Source organism: Massilia sp. S19_KUP03_FR1 (genome assembly GCF_036688685.1).
Taxonomy (GTDB): Bacteria; Pseudomonadota; Gammaproteobacteria; order Burkholderiales; family Burkholderiaceae_D; genus JALYUM01.
In genome coordinates this window covers 72,558-95,454 of the sequence record NZ_JAQQPS010000006.1, presented here as the reverse complement: position 1 = coordinate 95,454, position 22,897 = coordinate 72,558, and the positions used below count along the sequence as shown (strand labels likewise).

Below are 22,897 nucleotides of genomic sequence, written 5' to 3'. Positions count from 1 at the left end.
TCCCTCCTGCGCGGGAATGACGTTCGAGAGCCAACAAGGTAAATAATGAAGCACCTGTTCGTACGCCTCCTGACTGCCTTGGCCCTGTGCCTCCCCGCACTGGCCCACGCCGCCATCGACCCCGCGCTGCTGCAGCCCTTGTCCGGCGACGACGCCGAGGCCCGCGTCGACGCCGTCGCCCGCATTGCCGCCGTCGGCACCAACGATGCCCGCAAGGTGCTGCAGGCGCTGCTCGACGACGAACTGATGGCCACCTCCACTGGCCAGGTCCTGATCGTCCACGACGGCCAGGCCATCGATCCGGCCACGGACAAAACGCTGGCGCTGCCCGACGGCCTTGATGGCATCGTCGTCAACAACCGCCTGCGCGGTGCGGTCCAGGCGGCCTTGTCCGGCCTGGCGCTGCTGGCGCCGGAACGTGATCAACGCCTGGCCGCGGCCACAGCACTGCAGGCGGCGCGGCCAGACCCCGCCCAGGCCCCGCTGCTGCGCCGTGCGCTGGCAGCCGAGCAGGACCCGGACATTCAAACCATTTTGCGCCAGCTGGTCGCCAGCGCCGACCTGCAGGTGACGGATCCCACCCGGCGCAAGGCAGCCGTGATGGCGCTGGCCGCCGACGGCACGCCGGCCTTGCGCCCGCAATTGCAGGCGATGCTGGCCAAGAACCCTGATGGCAGCTATGTCGAAGCCGATGCTTCCCTGCGTGCCGCGGCCGCCACCACGCTGGCTGCCATCGAGGGCCGCGCCACCCGCAACGACATCATCGCCAACCTGTTCTACGGGATTTCGCTGGGCAGCGTGCTGCTGCTCACCGCGCTCGGGCTGGCCATCACCTTCGGCCTGATGGGCATCATCAACATGGCGCACGGCGAGCTGTTGATGATCGGCGCCTACACCACCTATCTGTGCCAGTCGCTGTTCCGTCATTACTGGCCGGGCGCCGCCGACTGGTATTTGGTGGCCGCACTGCCGGCCGCCTTCCTGGTGGCGTTTGGCGTCGGCGTGGTACTCGAGCGCAGCGTGATCCGCTGGCTGTATGGGCGTCCGCTGGAAACCCTGCTGGCCACATGGGGCATCAGCCTGATGCTGCAGCAAGCCGTGCGCACGATCTTCGGCGCGCAGAACGTCGAAGTGGGCAATCCCGCCTGGATGTCGGGCGGGATGACGGTGCTCGGTTCGCTGGTGTTGCCGTACAACCGCATCGTGATCATCGCCTTCGCCTTCCTGGTGGTCGGCGCGGTCTGGCTGATCCTGAATAAAACCCGCCTTGGTCTGTTCGTGCGCGCCGTCATGCAGAACCGCCGCATGGCCGATTGCGTCGGCGTGCCCACCGGCCGCATCGACATGCTGACCTTCGGGCTCGGTTCCGGCATCGCCGGCCTCGGTGGCGTGGCGCTGTCGCAGCTCGGCAACGTGGGTCCTGATCTGGGCCAGTCCTACATCGTCGACTCGTTCATGGTGGTGGTGCTGGGCGGCGTCGGCCAGCTGGCCGGTACCGTGATCGGGGCGTTGGGGCTGGGAGAACTGAATAAATTCCTCGAACCGGTGGCCGGCGCCGTGATGGCCAAGATCTGCATCCTGGTCGTCATCATCATTTTTATTCAGCGCCGCCCGCAAGGCCTGTTCGCGCTGAAGGGCAGGAGCGTCGATTGAATCACACACCCTTTCTGTTCACCCGGCGCGGCTGGATCGTGCTGGCCGTCTGCATGCTGGGTGCGGCGCTGCTGCCGTTGCTGAACCTGGCGCTGCCGGACGGCCACCCGCTGCACGTGTCCGGCTATCTCCTGGGCCTGGTCGGCAAATTCATGTGCTACGCGCTGGCCGCGCTGGCGCTCGACCTGGTATGGGGCTACACCGGCATCCTGTCGCTCGGCCACGGCGTGTTTTTCGCACTGGGCGCCTACGCCCACGGCATGTATTTGATGCGCGCCATCGGTAGCGAGGGCAGCTACGGCAGCCGGCTGCCCGACTTCATGGTTTTCCTCGACTGGAAGGATTACCCGTGGTACTGGGCATTCACCGATCACTTCGCGTACTGCCTGCTGCTGGTGGTGCTGGTGCCGGGGCTGCTCGCCTTCATCTTTGGCTATTTTGCGTTCCGCTCGCGCATCAAGGGGGTCTACTTTTCCATCATCACCCAGGCCATGACCTACGCCTTCATGCTGCTATTCTTCCGCAACGACACCGGCTTCGGCGGCAACAACGGTTTTACCGATTTCAAGCGCATCCTGGGCCATGCCATCACGGCGCCGGAAACCCGCGCCGCGCTGTATCTCGCCACGCTGGCGGCGCTGCTCGGCGCGCTGCTGCTGTGCCGCTGGATCGTCGGTTCGAAACTCGGGCGCGTGCTGCAGGGCGTGCGCGACGCCGAGTCGCGCCTGATGTTCATCGGCTACAACCCGCTCTCGTTCAAGCTGTTCGTGTGGACCCTGTCGGCGGTGCTGTGTGCGATTGCCGGCGCGCTGTACGTGCCGCAGGTGGGCATCATCAACCCGTCCGAAATGTCGCCGGCCAACTCGATCGAGATGGTCATCTGGGTGGCCATCGGCGGGCGCGGCACCCTGGTCGGGCCAATCATCGGCGCCTTCGTCGTCAATGGCCTGAAAAGCTGGCTGACGGCGGCCTTCCCGGAACTGTGGCTGTTCGCGCTCGGCCTGTTGTTCATCCTCGTCACGCTGTTCATGCGACAGGGGATTCTGGGCGTGCTGCCGGCACTGGCGCGCCTGCGGCGTGCACCGGTCAGCGAGGAGGAAACGGCATGAGCGACAGCATGGTCAACAAGCGCCCCGGGGTCGATACCACGCATGGCGCCATCCTTTACCTGGAAGACATCACCGTCAGCTTCGACGGTTTCCGGGCACTGAACAAGCTCAATCTGGACATCTCGGTGGGCGAACTGCGTTGCATCATCGGCCCGAACGGCGCCGGCAAGACGACGATGATGGACGTCATCACCGGCAAGACGCGGCCGACGTCGGGCAGCGCCTGGTTCGGCCAGTCGCACGACCTGGCCTCGATGACGGAATACGCCATCGCCCACGCCGGCATCGGCCGTAAGTTCCAGCGTCCCACCGTGTTCGAGCAGCACACGGTGTTCGAGAATCTCGAGCTGGCCATGAAAATGGACAAGCGCGTGCGCCCCACGCTGTTTGCGCGTTTGACGTCCGAACAGCAGGACCGCATTGCCGCCATCGTGCGCCTGATCCGGCTCGGCGGCCAGGAGTACCGCCCGGCCGGCTTGCTTTCGCACGGCCAGAAGCAGTGGCTGGAGATCGGCATGCTGCTGGTGCAGGAGCCGCAGCTGATTCTACTGGACGAACCGGTGGCCGGCATGTCCGACGCCGAGACGGCGCGCACTGCCGAACTGTTGAATGAATTGCGCGGCAAGCACTCGATCGTGGTGGTCGAACACGATATGGGCTTCGTTACCGAGATCGCGCAGCAGGGCAAGGTGACGGTGCTGCACGAGGGGTCGGTACTGGCCGAGGGCCGCATGGACGAAGTGCAGGCGCATGAGCGTGTCATCGAAGTTTATTTGGGTAGGTAATTCGGGGGAGATAACATGCTGCAGGTCGAACAGGTCAATCAGTTCTACGGCGCGGCGCACATCCTGCGCGGCGTCTCGCTGTCGGTGGCAAAAGGGGAGTGCGTGGCGCTGCTGGGCCGCAATGGCGTGGGCAAAACTACGCTGCTGAAATGCCTGATGGGTGTGCTGCCGGTGGCGCGCGGCAGCGTGGTCTGGAACGGCCGCGACATCACGAAACTCAAGCCGCACCGGCGCGCGGCGCGCGGCATCGCCTACGTGCCGCAGGGCCGCGATATCTTCGCGCGCCTGACGGTGCAAGAGAACCTGACGATGGGCATGGCGACCTTGTCGGGCCGCGAGGCGGCGCAGATCAGCGGCGAAGTCTACGATCTGTTCCCGGTGCTCAAACAGATGCTGGGACGGCGTGGCGGCGATTTGTCGGGTGGGCAGCAACAGCAACTGGCGATTGCGCGGGCGCTGCTGCAGCGGCCGGAACTGATCATCCTGGACGAGCCGACCGAAGGCATTCAGCCGTCGATCATCAAGGATATCGAGCGCGTGATCCAGATGCTGCGCCAGCGCGGCGATATTGGCATCCTGCTGTGCGAGCAGTATTTCGATTTTGCGCGGGTGCTGGCCGACAAATTCGTGGTGCTGTCGCGCGGGGAGGTGGTGGCCAGCGGGACGGCGGACGAGATGGATGGGGAGCATGTGAGAAGGCATCTGGCGGTGTGAGCGCTTAGCGCCAATATCTTAAAAACCGTTGTTGAAGGCTACATCCGCAAGCGGTTCGTCGCCAGCGTCGCCGCCGCCGTCCTGGTCTCCACCCCCAGTTTCTCGAACACGTGTTCCAGGTGCTTGTTCACGGTGCGTGGGCTCATGCCGAGGATGTCGGCGATGTCGCGGTTGGTCTTGCCCTGGATGACCCAGTGCAGCACCTCCGCTTCGCGCTGCGTGACCCTGAACAGCGCCATCAAGGCCTTCACCCGCGCCGTATCCGATTCTTCGCGCAGCACGATCATCCACTGGTCGCCGCCACGCCGGTCCGGCGCGGTGAACGTCAGGCGTGCGGCGCCGCGGATGATCGTCAGGGGCGCTTCGGTCGCGCCAGCCAGCCAGGCCGCCAGCGGCGCCGGCGTGACGGCGTCGACATCGTTGCCGAAATACTGCTGCAACCACTGGCGCGCCAGCGGCGTTTGCCAGATGATGCGGCCATCGTCCGGCGTCACCGCCAGCACCGCGTTGCCGAAGGCGTCGAGTGCGCTGCGCGCCTGGTTCATCAGCCGCGCCGTGCTCACGTGGGCGGCGATGCGCGCGCGGCTTGGTCACGTAATCGGTGCCGCCGGCGGAAAATGCCGCCACCACGTGCTCGGTTTCGGTCAGACCCGTCATGAAGATGATCGGAATGGCGCGCGTGGCGCTGTCGGCGCGCAGGCGGCGGCACACGTCGAAACCGTCCATGCCGGGCATGACGGCGTCTAACAGGATCACGTCGGGCACGGCCTGGCGCGCGCGCTCCAGCGCGGCAAGGCCATTGTTGGCGACCAGTACGGTGTAGCCCGATTCGTCCAGCGCATCGTGCAGCACGGCCAGGTTTTCGGGAATATCGTCGACGATCAGCACGACACCGCCGGCATGGCGGTCGAACGGTTTATTGATCATGTTGGGCTCCTGCATCGAGAAACGCAGTCATTGCGTCGAGGTCAAATTTGGCGACCAGTTGGCGCAGTGCGTCGGCGAACACGGGGTAGTGTGGCGCGAGCGTGTCGAGTGCGTTCTTCACGCCGCGCACGTAGCCCAGCGCGAGATGTTCGCGCAGCGTGTCCAGCTGCGCGGACGGCGGGAACACCAGCACCGGCGGCGCAACCTGCATCGGGACCACCACCGTCCAGTCAAGCGCCAGCCGCACGCCGATCCGTTCCAGCAGTTCGGCCAGGTTGACCGGCTTGATGATGAAGTCGGCGGCTGCGATGCCGGCCGGGTTTTCCAGCGTTTTATCATAGCCATTCGCCGAGACGATCAGGATCGGCACGCTCGCCTGGCGTTCGTGGCGCAGGATGCGGGCCGCTTCCCAGCCATCCATTTCCGGCATGGCCAGGTCCATCAGGATCAGGTCAGGTTGCCAGTCGGTGTAGCGCAGCAGGGCGTCCAGCCCGGTCTTGGCCTCCTGAGTTTCAAAGCCGACCTGGGTCAGGATGTCGACCAGCAGCGTGCGGTCGACGCGCTCGTTGTCGACCACCAAAATGCGCCGGCGCCGGCCGCTGTAGCCGGTTGGCGCAAAGGCGTGCGCCACGTGCGCGGGCGCGTGCACGCGCGGCAGCTGCAAGCGCACCGTGAACGTGGTGCCGGCAGGGGTCGTCGCAAGCGTCAATTCGCCACCCATCAGCTGCACCAGCATGCGGCTGATCGGCAGGCCCAGGCCGGTGCCGCCGGTGTCATGGCCGGCGCTGCCGCGCGCGTAGGGCTCAAAAATGCGCTCGGCCTCGTCCGGCAAGATACCCGGTCCGCTGTCGCGCACTTCGAAGGTGGCCATCTCGCGCGCGTAGCGCACGCGCAGCGCGACGCCGCCACGCTCGGTGAATTTGACGGCGTTGCCAAGCAGGTTCATGAGGATCTGGCCGAGGCGCTTGCTGTCGGCGCGCACGACCTCCGGCAAGGCGTCGGCTTCATACAGGAAATCGAGTCCCTTGCCCTGCGCCTGCTGTTCGAACATGCGCGCGATCTGGCTGAGGAAGGCAGGGAAGGCGATGGCGCGGATGTCGAAGCTGAATTTTCCGCCTTCGATGCGCGCGATGTCGAGCGAGCCTTCGATCAGCGACAGCAGGTGCTCGCCGCTGCCGCGAATCACGCGGATCGCCTGCTGGCGGTGCACGGGAATCGCCGGATCGTTGTCGAGCAGCTGGGCGTAGCCGAGAATGCTGTTCAGCGGCGTGCGAATCTCGTGGCTGATGGCGGCCAGGTAGCGGCTCTTGGCCTGGTTGGCGTGGTCGGCCTGTTGCTTGGCTTGCTGGAGCTGGGCGTCGGTCGATGCGTGCAGTTCGATCTCGCGCGTCAGCAGGCCGGTTTGTCGGTTCGATTCTTCCTGCGCCACGCGGCGGCTTTCGCCGGTCAGCACCAGCCACCAGGCGACAATACCGCTGGCCAGCACCAGGGCGCCAAATACCTTGATGAAGGCGACCCGCAGCGCCGGCAGCAGGACCGTCCCGGTGACACTCTGTTCGTGCGCATACAAAAGGCCGAGCAGGATGCCGAAAAAGGTGCTGGTGGCCAGCATCAGCAGCAGGTAGTGGGCCAGCCTGCTGCTCATGTACGGCCACAGTGTTTCCGGCAGCAGCGCGCGGGTAGCGTTTTCCCACTGGGTCGACAGGCGCGCGTGCGGCTTGCAAGCGTCGTCGCAGCGCGCATCGAGGCAGCAGCACAGCGAGCAGATGGGGCCCTGATAGGCCGGGCAGTGCGCCATGTCATCGAGCTCGTACTCTTTCTCGCAGATGCAGCAGGTGCTGGTCGTGGCGCCCTTCGGCCAGCCGTGGGCGGGCCGCGCCAGGTAGTATTTGCCGCGCGTGATCCAGGCGATCAGCGGGGACGCCAGCAGTGCGGTGCCCAGAGCGATGAAGGCGGAAAAGGCTTGCGCATGCGCGCCGAACACGCCGCCAAATGCGGCAATCGACAGCGTCGAGGCCAGCAGCATGGCGCCCACGCCGACCGGGTTGATGTCGTACAGGTAGGCGCGGCGGAACTCGATGCCCTTCGGGGACAGGCCCAGCGGCTTGTTGATCACCAGGTCGGCCACCACCGCCGTGATCCATGCGATGGCGATGTTCGAATAAAGGCCCAGCACCTGCTCGATGGCCTGGAACACGTCGAGCTCCATCAGCAGCACGGCGATCAACGCATTGAAGACGGCCCACACCACGCGGCCCGGATGGCTGTGCGTCAGCCGCGCAAAGAAGTTCGACCAGGCGAGCGAGCCGGCATACGCATTGGTCATGTTGATCTTGACCTGCGAGACGATGACGAAGACTGCAGTGGCCAGCATGGCCAGCGCAGGGTAGTCGAACACCTGGCGAAAGCCGGCCAAATACATCTGATTCGGGTTCACCGCCTGCGCCAGCGTGGCGCCGCCTTCGATGGCGAGCAGCGCCAACAGCGCGCCGCCGAGCAGCTTGCCCATGCCGAGCACGATCCAGCCGGGGCCTGCGGCCAGCACGCCCAGGTGCCAGCGCACGCGGTTGGTGCTGGTACGCTCCGGCATGAAGCGCAGGAAGTCGACCTGCTCGCCGATCTGCGTGATGAGGGCGACGCCGACCGCGGTGGCGGCGCCGAATTGCAGCACATCGAAACCGTGGTGGGTGCCGCTGCCGCCGCCGAACTGTCCCAGTTGCGCGAACAACTGCGGCTGTTTTATCAGGATGGCGATGAAGGGCAAGGCCAGTAACACCAGCCAGACCGGCTGGGTGAGCATCTGGATGCGGCTGATCAGGGTCACGCCGTGGGTCACCAGCGGGATGACGACCAGGGCGCTGACCAGGTAGCCGAGCGATAGCGGCAAATTAAAATACAGTTCCAGCGCATAGGCCATGATGGCCGCCTCCAGCGCGAACAGGATGAAGGTGAACGAGGCGTAGACGAAGGACGAGATGGTCGAGCCGATGTAGCCGAAGCCGGCGCCGCGCGTGAGCAAGTCCATGTCGAGGCCATACTGCGCCGCGTAGTAGCTGATCGGCAGGCCGGTGAGGAAGATGATCAGCCCGATGGCGACAATCGCCCAGAACGCATTGGTAAAACCGTAGTTGACGGCGATGGTGCCGCCAATGGCTTCGAGCACCAGGAACGAGGTCGCGCCGAACGCTGTGTTGGCAACACGAAAGATCGACCATTTGCGGAAGGCGCGCGGCGTGAAGCGCAAGGCATAGTCTTCGATCGTTTCGTCGGCGACAAAGGTGTTGTAGTCGCGCCGGATCTTGACGATGCGTTGGGTGGGTTCGCGCGTGGCGGCATTGGTATACATGTCTGAATTTCAAGCAAGAATCGAGCCTGAAGGCAGGCATGGCGGACGCCGATCGGCAGGTAACGGTTACAACGGTGGCCTGACGCGCAGCTCCGGATTTGCTCCGGCGTCACGCGCGTTGTGCAGTTTTGCGCCGCTCCTTGCCAGCCGCCGCCATGTTCGCCAAGCGCGGCGAATGTCCCGGATCTGTTGCAGCGTCAATCCGGACACTTGCTTCGCGCGTGCTAGGTTGTTTGCGTCCAGATCGGGCTCTGCGCGGTTGATCAGGGTGATGTAATCGGTCACATAGGGGAGCAACGGATCGAGTGCCTGCGCCAGGCCCGGAATCCGGGCCTCGATCGCTTGCAGCAAAACTGCCAGCCGCACCAGGCGCTGGGCGTCCCATCCCGGCGCAGGCGACTTGCGCGGGTCGGCGGCGTCGAAATGCTGAAGTATGCATGCAGCGGCTTTTTGCCCGCGTTTGCTGACCCGGTTCATTTTCTCGCGCGGCATATCCAGGTTCAGTCCGCCTTCATCGGACATTAAGGGCACTTGCACGATGCGGTCGCGCACGCCAGGCATGTGCGCCAGCACGTTGTCATTCCAGTTCTGCATCGCGTGGACGATCGACACAAGAAAGCCGCCAAGCCGCGATCTTCCGCTTGATTGCTCATCGAAATTTTGCCACTGTTCTTCCCGCTCCTGAAGGTGCGGCGGTGGCGGCGTTTCATTACCAGTGTCCTGGTCGTAGTCTTCCAGGTTGATCCCGAAGGTTGGCCACATCGGCAGCAAGCTGTCGAACAGGTGAATCGGGAAGTTGGAACTGATGCCACCGTCCGAGAACCAGCAGCGGCGAAATGCCCCGCGCGCCATACCGGTCTTCCTCTCGATGGACCACAACGGAATGGCCGACAGCAGGAACGGAAAACTCAGGCTCATCCTTGCTGCAAGCAAGACCGGGAATTCTTTTGGCTTGGGTAGTTCCCGCAAGCCAAGCCGCAGGGCGTCGGCTTCAAGCGGATCTATCCGTTCGGCGCCTGGTGTGGGTTGGTAGGCGGCGCCTGTAATCGTCAAAAAATTCAGCACCTCTTCCGGGAGGTAATGTGCCAGTTCTGCCGCATTGAAGTACAGGCGTTCGCGTGCCGGGCCGTCTGGTGGATCGTTGGAGGACAGCGGCAAAATGCATGGCCGGCCGAGTCCGAGGTTCGTTGAAAACACTTGCAAGTCGATCGAACGCGTCATTGGTGGCGGTGGAATTTCTAGCCAAGCCGGTGGAAAACCATCGGCACTCCAGAGTTGTCCGAAGGTGAGCGGAGCATCCCCCGGTTTCAGTCCGGCAATGCGCTGGATCTGTTCATGCAGCCACGGGGTCAAGGCGGGCTTGCCAGTGCCGGCCGGCATTCCCGAGCACAGGCCGAAGCCGTTTTTGACCATGCCGCATACAAGGTCGACGTAGACCCAGATGCCAATGGTTGAAAGCAATGCCAAGAGCAATGTGAGGATGCCTGCGACCCATTCTACGCAGTGACCAATCAAACCTGCCAGCGCCAGGCTTGCCACCGTTGCCGGCCAATATTGCAGGACGAGTCCGACGAGTGATGCGCCGATCCTGCGCCCGGTCCCTTCGCGATTCAGTGCCCAAAGCAGTACCGAAAACAGGCGTCGGGTCCTGGTCTGCGCCTGGAAGAGTTCAAGCAGTGCGCTGTGCTTGCTTCCGGGAATGCCTTGCAGGTCTTCGGGCAGAGCGGACAGCATGTCGAAGCCCGCAAGCGTATGGTTTTGTCGTCGATTCAGTTCCGCCGCTGCCGTCAACGCGGCAGCCATGGCGCCGGCCGAGGTGCCGCCAATGCTGCGGAACCGGTAGCGCCGCGCCAGCAGCGCTACCGCTTTGGGATACACAATGCCGCTGCTGATACCGCCCTTCATGATCAGGTCGCAGTAGCGGTCTTCAGGAGGGGTCGTTGTTTCGCTCATGGCGCGCCTCGACGGTGGTTCAAGCCCTGGATAGCTCACGTTTTCAAGGCTACGCCAGAAAGGGGGGGCGGGAAGGCGCCGCACTTGTTCCTGATCATGCGCACGTTTGCGGCGCGCTTGTGCCCGTGCTGTCAACTTCCTATGACGATCGATGGAATCGCATCATGCGCATCGACGTGGGGCGGAGCCTGATGCAGGTCGTGAAGGAGGGCGGGGCCAAGCCGGATGCTGCGCAAAGACCAGTTGAGCGTGCAGCAACGCTGCATGACTTCAACGCATAGCGCGTACGAGCGATGCGATCGTCAGGCTGATGGTCAGACCGTCCAGGTCCCATCCGCATACACCTGCTCATCGCCCAGGTACACGGCGTCCGTCACGGCAAACACATCGATGTGAAAGCGCGCGTCCTTACGCTTGAAGCCAGGCTTTTGATAGACGCCGTGTTTGGCGCCCAGCGACAGGTGGATGCCGCACATGCGTTCATAGGTACCGATATCGTCGACGCGGCGCGCGCGCGTAAAAGCGCGGTTCATGCCGAAGCCCAGTTCGCGCAGCCAGACTTCGCCTTCCTCGGCGCGGATATTGGCCAGCACCTGGTCGAACGCTGGCGTGCTGCCGATGGCGTCGACCACGCGGCCCCGTTCCACCACCAGCGTGATCGGTGTCTCCGGGCGGTTGACCAGGTAAGACGTGTCGCCGAAGACGTGGACCTGCACGCGCCCGTTGACGGCTTCCAGGTCCTGCGCTTCGGTGAACACTTCGCCGATGGGGAACTGGCCGCCGACGTTATTCATCGCGCTGTAGTCGCCGATATTGAGTTTGGCCAATTCGAGCGGCGAGCCAAACACCAGTTGTTCGCCGCCGCCATGCACCACCGCGCCGGGCGCCGCATCAATGCGTGACTTGAGCTTCTGGCCGACGCCGCGGTAATAGGCCGGATCGTAGGCCAGCGCTTCGATATAGTGCTCGCCCTGAACGCCCGGCATGCGCGACAGGTGCACGTGCTCGATCACTTTCAGGCCCAGCTTGAACAGCTCCACGCGAATCCGGAACGCCTCCAGACGGAAATTGGTCGACTGGACCAGCACCACCAGGTCGCCGGCTGCCATGGACTTGAAGGCCGCCAGCACGTCGTCATGCGCCATCGTGTCGAAATCGACGAACTGCGCATCCGGCAGGTTGGCGCGGTACGCCTGCGTCAAGGCGCGCGACAAGCCTGTGCGGGCATCGAACACCACCAGCGCCCTTTGTTCCGGGCCGTGTTCGATGGCGATATCCAGCACGTCGCGCAGGTGGCTGGTGGCGGCGTCGATGGCGTGCTGGGGGAGGTCGTTGGACATGGTCTGAAGGAAACGTGCGGGGAGGGCGCAATTATACGTGCCGCTCGGCATGCGCCCGCGCAAGCTTGGTTCATTTAATGTGGCGCAAACGCGGCGGTCGGCCCCGCCGCAGAGTAAGAGGTGCAAGCGTCGCTCCCCGAAGGCTTGCCAGACGCTACCATGTCAATCGGGGCACCGTTGACGCATGGTGCGCGCTATGATTTGATTTGCAACAATGTGACGCACTAAAAAAATGGCAAGTCACATACATATATCAACGATGGGCAAAGAATGGCATACAAGTGGGATACGGCAGCCAGCAACTGGCTGGAAGACAACAACGGCCAGTTTGCGCTGACTGGTAGCGACGGGCTGGGCCGCATCGACTGGCAGGGGCCGGCGTTGGCGCGCGTGCGCGATGTGGCCGGCTTGCTGGGCGCGTCCTTGCCGGGCGCCTGCCATTGCGCGTCCATCTATCCGGAAGGGTTTGCCTATTGCCCCGCTTGCGGCAACCCCTTGCAACAGCCAGACGCAGCCGCGCCGCACGCCGACTGGTGGGGCGCCGCCGCCGACCCGTTTTTGCCGCGCCAGTTGCCGCACGGTCTGCCTGTCACGCGCCTGCCACTGGGCGACAGCCTGGAGCGGCGCCCGGCCGCCCCAAGCGTGGGGCGCGCGGAACTGTCGATGGCGCCGCCACCGAACGCCCATTGCGTGTTCGCCGCTGCCACGTTCGGCTTTGCGCAGCAGCGCCTGCTCGCGCTTGCGCCCAAGCGCGGCGTGCTGCAGTATTTCGATCCGGCGGCGCAGCAGTGGCATGTGCTGGTGGCGGAAGAACCAGCGTCCGGCCTCGACTTTAGCGCGTCCGGCTATGCGTGGTTGCCCGCACTGCACCCGAGCCGCGGCGAAGTGGCCATCGTGCCGACCGCGCACGGCCTGCGCCGGCTGTTCTTCAATCCCATTGCCGAAACCTGGCGCACCGAGATGCTGTTCGATGCCACACTGGCCAGCGCACCCGGCGCACTGCGGCGCCACATCGGCGTGCTGTTCGTCGGCCGCGACGGCGTCACGCGCCTGTGGAGCGTTGAGGCCGATTTCACTCAGGCCCGCGACTACCCCTGCGCCGGCGCCCCGGCGTCCGGCTGGACCGCGCCATTTTCGTACGACGGCCACCTGTACTGGCTGCACCGCGACGGCCAGCTGATCTGGCAACCGGGCCAGGCGCCGCAGTACCTGCCATGGCCGGCGCCATGGCAGCCGCGCCTGGAACTGGGTGGCCCCACCCAGAGCCGCGACGGCCGCCTGTGGCAGCTCGGCCATGACGGCCAGGCCTATACCTTCCTGGAACTGGGCACCGTCACGCCGGAGCAGGAAGCCCTCGACGGCGCCCGGCTCGGCTTCGCCAGCCTGCTGTTCCGGCGCGGCCATGCGGTGGTCGACGAGCCGTGGTCCGACGCCCGCGTCGACGACCCGCACGAAGACGATTCGCTGGTGCTGCCGCTGCTGCGCGCGCTGAACGACCACCGCAGCCAGCCGAGCGGTCTGGTGCTGCGCCTGCACCAGTACACCGGCCGCGCCGAAGATGCGCTGGCCACGCGCGTGATCGCGCGTACCACCGTCGAATGGATCGGCCGGCGCAACGTCATTCTCGACGATATCGCCCGTCTGGCGCGGCCGCAGGAATGCACTGCGTTGGTCTACGATGGCGCGCTGTGGCTACACCATCCGGACTGGAACCGCATCCGCGGCTGGCGCCTGGAAGACGCATCGTGAGGCGCCTCGGCCACTTCGCCGCGACGCTGGCGCTGGCAGCGTGCGCATCGACCGCGCACGCGCTGCCGCAGGTGTTCCTGGTCCAGAACTCCGGCTGGATGGCGCCGTTTTACAGCGATGCCGCGTCACCCTTCAAGCCGCTGGTCACGGCCCTGGTGGGCGCGGTCGCCAGTCCCGGCGACGCCGTGGTGCTGGCCTCGTTCAACCAGAGCCTGCCCGGCGCGCCGTCGCCCAGAGCGCTGCTGTCGTTCAAGGCCGATGCCACCGTCAAAACCCGCACCGCTGCGGCGCTGGCCGCGCTGGAGGTCGCGCACAAGCCGAATAGTGCTGCGCTGGCCGACACCGACCTGGGCGAAGCGGTCAACGCGGCCATCGTCACCGCGCTGGCCGGCAAACCCGGCATCGTCTGGCTGTTCACCAACAACCGTAACAGCCCGAACAACGACCAGGCCACGGCCACGCGCAACCGCGAGTTTTATACGCTGATTCACCAGGGTGGCGCCATCGCCAGGGCGCTCGCTTTCCCGCTCAAAATGCCGGTGCAGGACAAGCACTACCGCGCCAGCGGCTTGATGGTGTATGCCTTTGGCGTGCGGCCCGAGGGCGCGCGTGAACTCGAGCGCTTGCTGGCGACCGGGCGTATTCAACAGGTCATCACCGAGCCGCCGGCGCGTTTGAAACCGCTCGACCGCGATACCGTGGGCCTGAAACCGCGCAAGGTCGAAGGGGCGCAGGGCGTGACGTTCTCGATGGGCCCTGGCGGCGTGCTGCGCGTCGATGTCGACGCGGCGCTGCGCGCGCCCACCGCCAGCATCGTCTGGCAACTGGAAAACCGCATGTATCCGTACACGATCAGCAGCGCCGTGCTGACGGCCAGCTCCCACGTGGGTGGCGAAAACCGGCCGATTGCGCTGGGCGCGACGCAGGTGAATGATCTTGCGCCTGGCAAGTCGCAACCGCTGCCCTCCACAATGACATTGCCGGTCAAGGCATTGCCGGGGAACTGGTCGCTGGCCGCCCTGCAATCGGCGGGGGCGGCGTACGTGCTGCCGGGCCGCATCGAGCTCAATCTGAGCGGGCAAAAACTCATCTTGTCGCAGGCCTTCCGCCAGCGCATGGCCGAACTGTTCCCGGGCGATCCGCTGCCGGACATTTTTACGCCGCCTGCGAATATTCAGGCCTCCAGCGCCGTGCTGCCGCTGGAAGTGCGGGTCCACTACGGCATGGCGCCGCTGCTGGCGCTGGGCGCGGCGGCACTGGCCTTGCTGGGCGGCGCTGCCGCGGCAGCCACGTTGTACGGCCGCCCACGCAAGGCCTTTGTGACCGTCGAAGGTGAACTGCGCACCATGCAGGGACGCGCCGGCACTACGCAAGCCATTTACGACAAGGCGGGCCAGCAGGTCGCCCAACTGAAAACCACCCTGTTCGGCCACCAGCTGATCGACTTGCGCGAAGGTGCGCAGGTCCGTCTCGGCCGCTAATCTCGCGCTACAAGGAATACACGATGCAAGCCACCCAATCCACCCCCGCCGCGCCGGCCGCGCCCACCGGCGATCCAGGCTTCAAGCTGCCGGCCGACGCACCCGGTGTGCCGCAGGATACGCTGCCGAAAACGCTGCCGCCAACCGCGGTCGAGCCGGTCGAGATTGCACCGGTGGCCGGCGCACCCGTGACCGACACGTCGGCGCGCGACCTGGCCATCGGCGGCGCCGTCTTCATCGTGCTGCTGGTCGTGTTCTTCTTCATTCGCAACGCGTATGTGCACCACCTGGTGGTGCGCCGCGTGGCGCCGTCGTCGGCCGGCAGCGCGGGTTGGCTGCTGTTTCTGGGTCTCGGTTTCATCTCCTCGGCCGCTGTGCTGGCGCTGGTCAATGCCAGCAAATTTTTGACCTTTGCCGTGGCCGGCCCGCTGGTCGTCGTGGGCGTGATCGCCCTGATTGCGGCGCTGTTCACCGGCCGCCGCTAACCAAACCCGAAAGAGAACCCACATGGCAGATTTCCCCAACGCGGCAAGCTTGACAGCGAACGGCGCTCAGGCCGAACTCAAGGTCGACCTGCGCCCGACGCTGTTCATCGGCGCCGGCGGCACCGGCATGGAAGTCATGCTGCGCATCCGCCGCCGCATCCTGTCCGCCGTGTGGAACCGCCACAACCCGACCAGGGTGGAATCGATTGCCGATTTTCCGGTCGCGCGCTTCCTGCATTTCGACCTCGACAGCCACGCCATCATCGACGAGGGCAAGTCGCAAAAAACCGATCCCTGGTATGAGCTGGTGCGCCTGACCGACGAAGAGCGCCTGGTCGAACCGCTCGACCTGCCGCAATACCACGACTCCGACGACAGCCTGGCGCGTTTTCCGCTGATCGAAAAGTGGATGCCGCTGCGTCCCAAAAAACTGCGCTCGCTGGGCATCGACCCGAGCAAGGGCGCCGGCCAGATCCGCGCGCTGGCGCGCTTGTATTTGTTCGACAAATACCCGAAACTGCGCGGCCGCATCAAGGGCGCCTTGAATGCACTGGGCAGCAATGCCGGCATCGAGAGAAAAGAAAATTACCAGCGCCTGGGCCTGCAGGTCGACACCTCGAAATACCGTATCGTCGTCATCGCGTCCTGCGCCGGCGGCACCGGCGCAGGCACGGCCATCGACCTGGGCTGGATCGCGAAAGCCATCGCGCGCCAGGAGGTGTCGGACAGCCAGGTCGACCTGATGATGTTCCTGCCGTCCGGGTTTGCGAAAGCGAACAAGGAACGCACCGAAGCGAATGCCTACGCCACGCTGATGGAGCTGGAAACGGCCATGCGCGACATGAATGCGCAAGTACGCTGGATGGACCCGGACAGTGTGGTCGGCAAAGGCGCGCCCTTCGACGACGTGTATTTTGTCGACAACGCCAATCTGGCCAACAAGGCCACCGCCGACATGAAGGACATCTATCAAATGGTGGCCGACACGCTGTTTGAAGATTTTGCCTCGGCCGATTTTGCCAATCGCAAGCGCTCGGTGGCCGTCAACCAGCAGCAGCACAAACTGGGGCCGTACAACCCCAAGGTGCCGGAGCAGCGCTTCGGCGACATGCGCCTGTCGTACTCGAAAGTCTATTCGGCGTTCGGCCAGTCGGTGCTCGACACCCAGCAAAGCCTGCGCGACGATATCCGTGCCTATGAACTGGCCGCGCTGATGGTGAAAGCGTTCTTCGGCCTGGTGGGCGCCGACGGCACGGCCGCGCGCCGCGCCGGCGACGGCGAACGCGATGCCTTCATGCGCGAGCAGATGGCGCTGAACGAACACGCCTTCGATGCCTTCCCCGACTTCCGCAAGGGCACGGTCGACATCACGCCGTTCCAGGAATTTGCCCTGACCGACCAGCTCCTGCTGGACAAGGACAGCCGCTCGCTGCTCGAACGGGTGGAGAGCAAGGTGCAGCTCGAGATGGACCGCATCATGGCCGCCTACGACGTCAAGGTGTGGCGCGAAAAGGTGGCCGAACTGCTGCCGCAACTGGAACGCGACGCCATCCGCGAAGCCGGCGCCGTGGCCGAAACCAGCGAAGACCGCATCAAGCGCCACACCACCGAACTGACGGCGCGCCTGAAGATCACCTTGCGTGCGCGCCTGTACGCGCTGCTGGACGACCGCAAGCAGGGCGGCCTGGAATTCGTGCTGTCGCTGCTGGAGCAAATCAAGGCGCGCCTGCAGCAGCGCGACCTGGTGCATGCGGAGCGCAACAGCAAGAGGTACCGCGACATTCGCGATGCACTGCGCACGCGCCAGGTGGAGGAGTCGCTGGGCAATCTGGGCCAGGCGGCCAACCGCCTGTTCGGCAAGGATGCGCAGGCCAGGGAGGTGATGGGCCATTTAAAGCGCGACATCGCCGACTACCTGCGCTTTCACTTGCTGGCGGTGGCGGCGGGACAATCGATCGACGTGATGCGCACGATGTCGGCCTGGCTGGGCGACCCGCAGTCGCTTGATGAATACGGCAACGCGCAGTGGAGCGGCGTGGCCGGCGAATTCCAGGAGGGTCGCCGCTTCGTGCAATCCATGCTGGGCGCGGTCGATACCCGCATCAGCCAGCTGCGCGCCGAAGCGCGCCAGGATCACGCCACCTACATCAAGCTGGCCAGCGACGTGCTGCCCGCGCCGGCGCGTTTGACGGGTGATGTCAGCGCCTGGAGCGAAGAAGTGCTGCTCGAATTCGGCGGCTCGGCGCGCCTGTTCCCGCAACTGGCCGACGACAGGCTACGCAGCGATTTGCTGCTCAAACTATTCCGCCGCGCGCAGACCCAGTTGTCCGTGGACGAATTGGCAGAACCGGTCGATCCGCTGCTGGAAGTGCTCTCGACCATGGCCGCGCCCGAGCGCCAGCGCGTCTTCGCCGAATGGATCAAGAGCGCCATGCCGTGGGTGAATGCGCGCTTCTCGGCCGAGTTCACGCCGCGCGCCGACCAGTTCAAGTGTTTTATTGGCGTCGGCGACGTGCAGGCCTGGCGCCGGCTGGAAGCGGAACTGCGCGCCGCCGCGCCGACCGGCTCGTTCCACGGCGACCAGGTTTCCATCGTCAACACGGGCGTCGCGGGTCGGGCGGTCTGCTACATCGAACTGTCCGGCTACCCGATGACGGTGCTGCGCGGCTTGCCCACCTGGCGCACCTCGTACCAGATCGAAAACCCGCGCATTCCCACCCATTTGCACTTCGACGCCACGCGTTTTCGCCATCCGATTTCCCCGTCGATGGATGAACTGGGTCGCCTGGCCGACGATTACGAATGGTTCCTGCGGGCGATCGCGCTGGGCGTCATCAAACGCCGGCCGGACCTGGGCGACCGCGAAGCGAGTTTCCAGCCGCGCGGCCAGTACCTGTTCGAAGTCGAACCGGGATCGGGCGAGTGGCTGCAGATCGGGAACGAGTACGCGATCCGTTCCAACGGGCTGCCGCCGTATTACCGCGAGCAGGTGATTGGCGCGGTGCGCCAGCGCCTTACCGCCATCGGGCCGAACCAGCTGCTGTTGCTGGCGGCGCTGATGCGGCACTACCAGCTGCGCGTCTACGAGCCGCGCCTGGAGGCGGACGAAACCGGGGCGCAGCTGCCGTCGCCGTCGCTGCCGAACATCACGGCGCGGCGCCTGTACGAGCAATGGTCGCGCCGCGCCGCCATGCTTTCGCCCGAGCTGGGCGCGCCGCAGGTCGACGCTGCACTGGCCAGCCTGGCGCAGTGGACCGACAGCGTGCCCGATTCGTCGAACGACGCCTATCACTGGGAAGTCGAGCGGCCAGTCGACAAGCGCGTGTTCCGTCCCGAGTTCCTGGCCAGCGACGCGCGCGCGGCCGAGGTACTCGAACGGCGCGCCGCACCGGTGGCGCTGGCGCCAGTCGAGCAGCGTTTCAAGACCTTTGTCGCGGGCGCCCAGCGCGGACCGTTCACGCTAGCCGAACTGGCCGCACAGGCCGCGCGCGGCGAGATCGCGTTCGATACCCGCGTGTGGGACATGCGCTGGGATCCAAAGACCGGCAAGTGGCAGCATGCGGGCGACATGGCGGCGCTGGCCGCGCTGTTCGGCGCTGCCATTCCCGACCCCGACGACGCCATTCCCGATCCAGATTAAGAAAGTTTGACAGTGCAAGAGCAAATCACCTACCAGTGCAGCAACCCCGCCTGCGGCCATCTTTTGCCGCGGCTGGTGGCATTCTGCCCGTACTGCGGCACGCCCCAGCAGGCGGGCCTGGTGCGGCCGGTGCCGCCAGTGCCGCCGGTATCTACCGTGAAAGCGGTGCCGGTGCCGGTCAGCCTGCCGGAACCCGTGGCAGAAACGGCCCGGCCGACACCTGTCGTGGCGCCGCCAGTGCAAGCCGCAGCTCACGCCGTGGGCTCGCCGCCGGTGGTCAAGGTGGTGAGCGCGGCAGCGCCGCCGCAGCGCCAGCCGCTGCACTGGATATGGTGGCTGGCCGGGCTGGCTTTGCTGTACCTGGCTTGGGTCGTGGCCCGGCCGGCCGCGCACAAACTCGACAGCCGGATTGACGCGGCCATCGCGACGGCGCAGGCGTGCAACGGCAAGCAGGCGCAGTCGGAACTGATCGCCCTGCGCGGTACGCGCGCCACGCCGGCCCAGCTGCAGCGCTTGCAGACGGCCTTGAACACGGCGGCCAGCGCCTGCGAGCGCAAGCGGCTGCGTGAAAAGGCCTGGGTCGACGCCAGCAGCGCGATTGACGCAGCGCTGGCATCGTCCGCGCCCGAGCGCGCCCGTACGCGCCTGGCGACGTTCACGCGGCGCTGGGGCGAGGACATGGAGACAGCAGCGGTGAAAGGTCGCATTGAAGCGGCCAAACGCGAGGCACTGGCAGCCACGCCGGTGCCGGCGCGCGTGCCCGATCGTGAAAGCGCGCAGGAATCGGCCCGTGCGCTGATGGCGGAGGCCGAACGCGACATCAGCCGCAGCAACTACAAGGGCGCGATCGACAAGATGGATACCTGTGTCGCCATGGTCGATGCGGGCAACCGCGACTGCAAGGCGCTCAAAGCCAAGGCCGAGCGCCTGTACCAGGGGCTGTAACAGTTGGACACACCGTGCGCGCACGACTCGGTGTATGCTGGTCGGCAACATAAACCGAAGGAGATTAGCATGCGCAACATGACAACCTTATTGGCCGCGCTGCTGGCGCTGGTGGCGCTGGCCGGATGCCAGCCGAAACAGGACAACGGCGCCCCGGGTCCGGCGCAGCAAGCCGGCAAAGCGGTCGACGACGCCGGCGCCAGGGTCGCCAAGTCGCTGCATGCACCGATCGACAAGGCCGAAGAAGCCAAGCGCAAGATGGCCGAAGCGGGCGAGCAGGCGAAACGCGATATCGCCGAAGCGACCGACGATGCGCGCCAGGGCTTGAACGATGCGACCAATGAAGTGGGCAAGAAGGTCGAGCGGGCGGGCGAGAAAATCCAGAAGGCGGCGCAGTAGGATTGGGTGCTGGATAAACAGTGATTTTCTTCTCACCGTCATCCTAAAGACCGTCATCCCGGCGCAGGCCGGGACCCATACCACGCCAACAGTACCAGTCACATTGCGCGGCGGAGCCGTGATTCCAATGACGCATCGGGTTTTGCGGCTGCGCCGCGCCTGAACCTGAGTTCTGCTAACGGGTTATGGGTCCCGGCCTTCGCCGGGATGACGTTTTTAAGCGAACGGTGAAAAGCGGCGCGGGCTGATGCCTTGCATCTCTGTCCTTAGCTAGCCGCCCGCAACTCCGGCCACCCGCCCAGCACCACCGACAAATCCACATACCCCGCCCGCCACGCCTGCTCCAGGTTTTCCTCGATCTCTTCCATCGTGGTCTGGTCGAAATTGGCAAAGCCGTTCACGCCATAGGCCCGGTTGCGCCCATGCGACTTGGCCATGTACAGCGCCATGTCGACCAGGTTCACCGCGCGCTCCCATGGCAGCGCCACGCCGCCTGGCGCCAGCGGGAAGGGTGAAAAGCCGATCGAGACATGCGCCGACAGCGGCTCGCCCTGGTACTCGACGCTCAAGCTGGCAATCCCGGTCAGCACGCGGCGCGCTACCTCTTCCAGGCTCGAACGCGGGACGGCTGGCAAAAACGCCAGGAACTCTTCGCCGCCCCAGCGCACGATCATGTCCGTCTCGCGCAGGATGTCCTGCAACGCCAGCGCAATCATTTTCAGCACGGCGTCGCCGGCGGCGTGGCCGTGGGCGTCGTTGATCTGCTTGAAGTGGTCCACGTCGAGCAGGAACAGGGCGCCGACCATTTCTTCGCCCGAGGCGCCGGCGCCGCGTTTTTCACTGGACGCGAAGCCGCGCATGAAATCCTGGAAATGGCGCCGGTTGTACAAGGCCGTCAGCGGATCGCGCACGCTTTGCTGCTTCAGTTCCAGGTTCTTCAGATGTAACTGGAAATTGGCGTGGCGGATCTTGGTGTACAAGGTGCCGACGATCGCCGCGCCCATGCCGAACACTGCCGCAAGCAGCCACCAGATACGCTGTTGCAGGTTGCGGTTCTCGAGCTCCGTGCTCTTCACCTGATTTTCCCTGCGCAGCAGTTCGATCTGGCGCTCCTTGCGGTCGCCCTCGTACTGCGCCTGCAGCTCCATCATCGCCTTTTGGCGGCGCCGTTCGAACATCTCGTTCGACAGCGCGCGTTCGCGGTGGTAGGCCTCCACCGAGCCTTGCAGGTCGCCCACGCGCTCCAGCGCGGCGCCATATTCGACCAGTACTCCCTGCAAGTCCGGCTTGTTGCCCGATTTTTCGAACACCGCCAGGCCGGCCTCGAAACTGCGCTTGCCCTCGGCCAGCTTGCCCATGCCCAGGTAGGCCTGGCCGACATTCACGCGCGCGGTCGCTTCCAGCCGAAAGTCGCCGATGGCGCGCGCCTCGGTGACGACCTGGCCGGCGTAGCGCAGGGCGCGTGGATAATCGTGGGCTTTCAGGTAGCTGTCCGACAGATCCGACAAGGTGTAGGCGACCATTGCGCTCGCGCCGATCTTGCGCTCGAGCTTTAGCGCCTCCAGTAGTGCGGCGACCGCGCGCGCCGGCTGGCCCGAATCGATCGCCAGGCCATACTCGGCGCTGCGCAAGGTGGCCACGCGGCCCGGCGAATCGCTCATTTCGGCAAACGGCATCGCTTCGGCCAGCGTGGAAAAACCCTTGTCGTATTCGCGCATTCTGCCGTACAGCCTGGCCAGGGCATTGAGCGCCATGACCATATTCACCGGCTGGCCGTCCTGGCGCGCCTGGTTGGCGGCGGCATCGAGGCGGGTCAAGGCCATCGGGAAGTTGCCTTCCTCGGCGTACGCCTCGCCTGCCGTGATCGCCGCCCGCAGCTTGAGGCCCGCGTCTTTGGTACCGGCAGCGATTTTTTCGCTTTCCCACGCCAGCTGGTGCGAGGCGGTCTGCTCGCCCATCGCGTACACGACGTAGCTCTTGCTCAGCAAACCCTTGGCCAGCGCGACGTCGTTGTTGAGCTGACGCGCCAACGCGATCAGTTCATCGCAAACGGCCAGCGCCTGCTGGTGCTGGCCGATTTTCAGGCGCGCCTGGCACACCTGCGACAGGAATTCCGCCTTTTCCGGCAAGGGCGCCGCGCGCGCTTTCGGCTCCATCTGCAGCAGGGTATCGAGCGCCTTGTCCGGCACAAACCGGCCCAGCTCGCGCAATTCTTCCAGCCGCGCCGCCAGTGAAAAGGTTTGCGCAAGGGCCGTGCCAGCGCTCAGCGCGCACGCCAGGCATAGCGCCGCCGCCAGCACATTGCTGCAGCGAACACGTGAATGACGGGGCGGGACTGTGCGCATATTTGTTTGGCCATGGCAGGGCAGGA

The 22,897-nt window shown here is 65.3% G+C and carries 14 protein-coding genes and 1 pseudogene; 10 read left to right on the top strand and 5 right to left on the bottom strand.

Annotation, left to right across the window (positions count from 1 at the left end):
- The first annotated feature begins 45 nt into the window (after nt 1-45).
- The 4 genes from urtB to urtE are packed head-to-tail and all read left to right on the top strand — an operon-like array spanning nt 46 to nt 4,261.
- The gene (gene urtB, locus V6M87_RS08330; protein WP_332876146.1) at nt 46-1,653 is read left to right on the top strand and encodes an urea ABC transporter permease subunit UrtB; all 1,608 of its coding nucleotides are present in this window, start codon (nt 46-48) and stop codon (nt 1,651-1,653) included.
- A 53-nt stretch (nt 1,654-1,706) separates the two neighbouring features.
- Nucleotides 1,707-2,762, top strand: coding sequence for an urea ABC transporter permease subunit UrtC (gene urtC / locus V6M87_RS08325; protein WP_332876316.1), 1,056 nt, complete (start codon nt 1,707-1,709; stop codon nt 2,760-2,762).
- Complete coding sequence (gene urtD, locus V6M87_RS08320; RefSeq protein ID WP_332876145.1) at nt 2,759-3,547, top strand: urea ABC transporter ATP-binding protein UrtD; 789 nt, start codon at nt 2,759-2,761, stop codon at nt 3,545-3,547. Before urtC ends, urtD begins: the two co-directional genes overlap by 4 nt.
- A 15-nt stretch (nt 3,548-3,562) precedes the next feature.
- Nucleotides 3,563-4,261 carry an urea ABC transporter ATP-binding subunit UrtE gene (urtE, locus tag V6M87_RS08315; protein ID WP_332876144.1) on the top strand — a complete coding sequence of 233 codons (699 nt, stop codon included), beginning with the start codon at nt 3,563-3,565 and terminating at the stop codon, nt 4,259-4,261.
- Between the two features lie 38 nt (nt 4,262-4,299).
- Here urtE and V6M87_RS08310 read toward each other — a convergent pair.
- The 4 genes and pseudogenes from V6M87_RS08310 to V6M87_RS08295 all read right to left on the bottom strand — a co-directional run bounded on the left by V6M87_RS08310 (nt 4,300) and on the right by V6M87_RS08295 (nt 11,827).
- Nucleotides 4,300-5,203 (bottom strand): annotated as a pseudogene (locus tag V6M87_RS08310) (response regulator).
- Nucleotides 5,178-8,534, bottom strand: a complete 3,357-nt coding sequence (locus V6M87_RS08305) for a hybrid sensor histidine kinase/response regulator (protein ID WP_332876143.1) — start codon at nt 8,532-8,534, stop codon at nt 5,178-5,180. Before V6M87_RS08305 ends, V6M87_RS08310 begins: the two are co-directional and overlap by 26 nt.
- 66 nt (nt 8,535-8,600) lie before the next feature.
- Nucleotides 8,601-10,487: a hypothetical protein gene (locus tag V6M87_RS08300; RefSeq protein WP_332876142.1), complete on the bottom strand. Its 1,887-nt coding sequence runs from the start codon at nt 10,485-10,487 to the stop codon at nt 8,601-8,603.
- Between the two features lie 314 nt (nt 10,488-10,801).
- Nucleotides 10,802-11,827, bottom strand: coding sequence for a hypothetical protein (locus tag V6M87_RS08295; RefSeq protein WP_332876141.1), 1,026 nt, complete (start codon nt 11,825-11,827; stop codon nt 10,802-10,804).
- Between the two features lie 270 nt (nt 11,828-12,097).
- On the opposite strand from V6M87_RS08295, the gene V6M87_RS08290 reads away from it, so the two are divergent.
- From V6M87_RS08290 to V6M87_RS08265, 6 genes are all read left to right on the top strand, one after another.
- Nucleotides 12,098-13,576, top strand: a complete 1,479-nt coding sequence (locus tag V6M87_RS08290) for a hypothetical protein (RefSeq protein WP_332876140.1) — start codon at nt 12,098-12,100, stop codon at nt 13,574-13,576.
- Nucleotides 13,573-15,057, top strand: a complete 1,485-nt coding sequence (locus V6M87_RS08285) for a hypothetical protein (protein ID WP_332876139.1) — start codon at nt 13,573-13,575, stop codon at nt 15,055-15,057. The genes V6M87_RS08290 and V6M87_RS08285 overlap by 4 nt, the downstream gene beginning before the upstream one ends.
- A 23-nt stretch (nt 15,058-15,080) precedes the next feature.
- A complete protein-coding gene (locus V6M87_RS08280; RefSeq protein WP_332876138.1) occupies nt 15,081-15,542 on the top strand; it encodes a hypothetical protein in 462 nt (153 codons plus the stop codon).
- Between the two features lie 22 nt (nt 15,543-15,564).
- Nucleotides 15,565-19,182, top strand: coding sequence for a tubulin-like doman-containing protein (locus V6M87_RS08275; RefSeq protein ID WP_332876137.1), 3,618 nt, complete (start codon nt 15,565-15,567; stop codon nt 19,180-19,182).
- A 12-nt stretch (nt 19,183-19,194) separates the two neighbouring features.
- The gene (locus tag V6M87_RS08270) at nt 19,195-20,127 is read left to right on the top strand and encodes a hypothetical protein (RefSeq protein ID WP_332876136.1); all 933 of its coding nucleotides are present in this window, start codon (nt 19,195-19,197) and stop codon (nt 20,125-20,127) included.
- Between the two features lie 69 nt (nt 20,128-20,196).
- On the top strand, nt 20,197-20,526 hold the full coding sequence (locus V6M87_RS08265; protein ID WP_332876135.1) for a hypothetical protein: 330 nt from the start codon (nt 20,197-20,199) through the stop codon (nt 20,524-20,526).
- Between the two features lie 266 nt (nt 20,527-20,792).
- Here V6M87_RS08265 and V6M87_RS08260 read toward each other — a convergent pair whose 3' ends face one another.
- Nucleotides 20,793-22,871, bottom strand: coding sequence for a tetratricopeptide repeat-containing diguanylate cyclase (locus tag V6M87_RS08260; protein ID WP_332876134.1), 2,079 nt, complete (start codon nt 22,869-22,871; stop codon nt 20,793-20,795).
- Between the last annotated feature and the right edge of the window lie 26 nt (nt 22,872-22,897).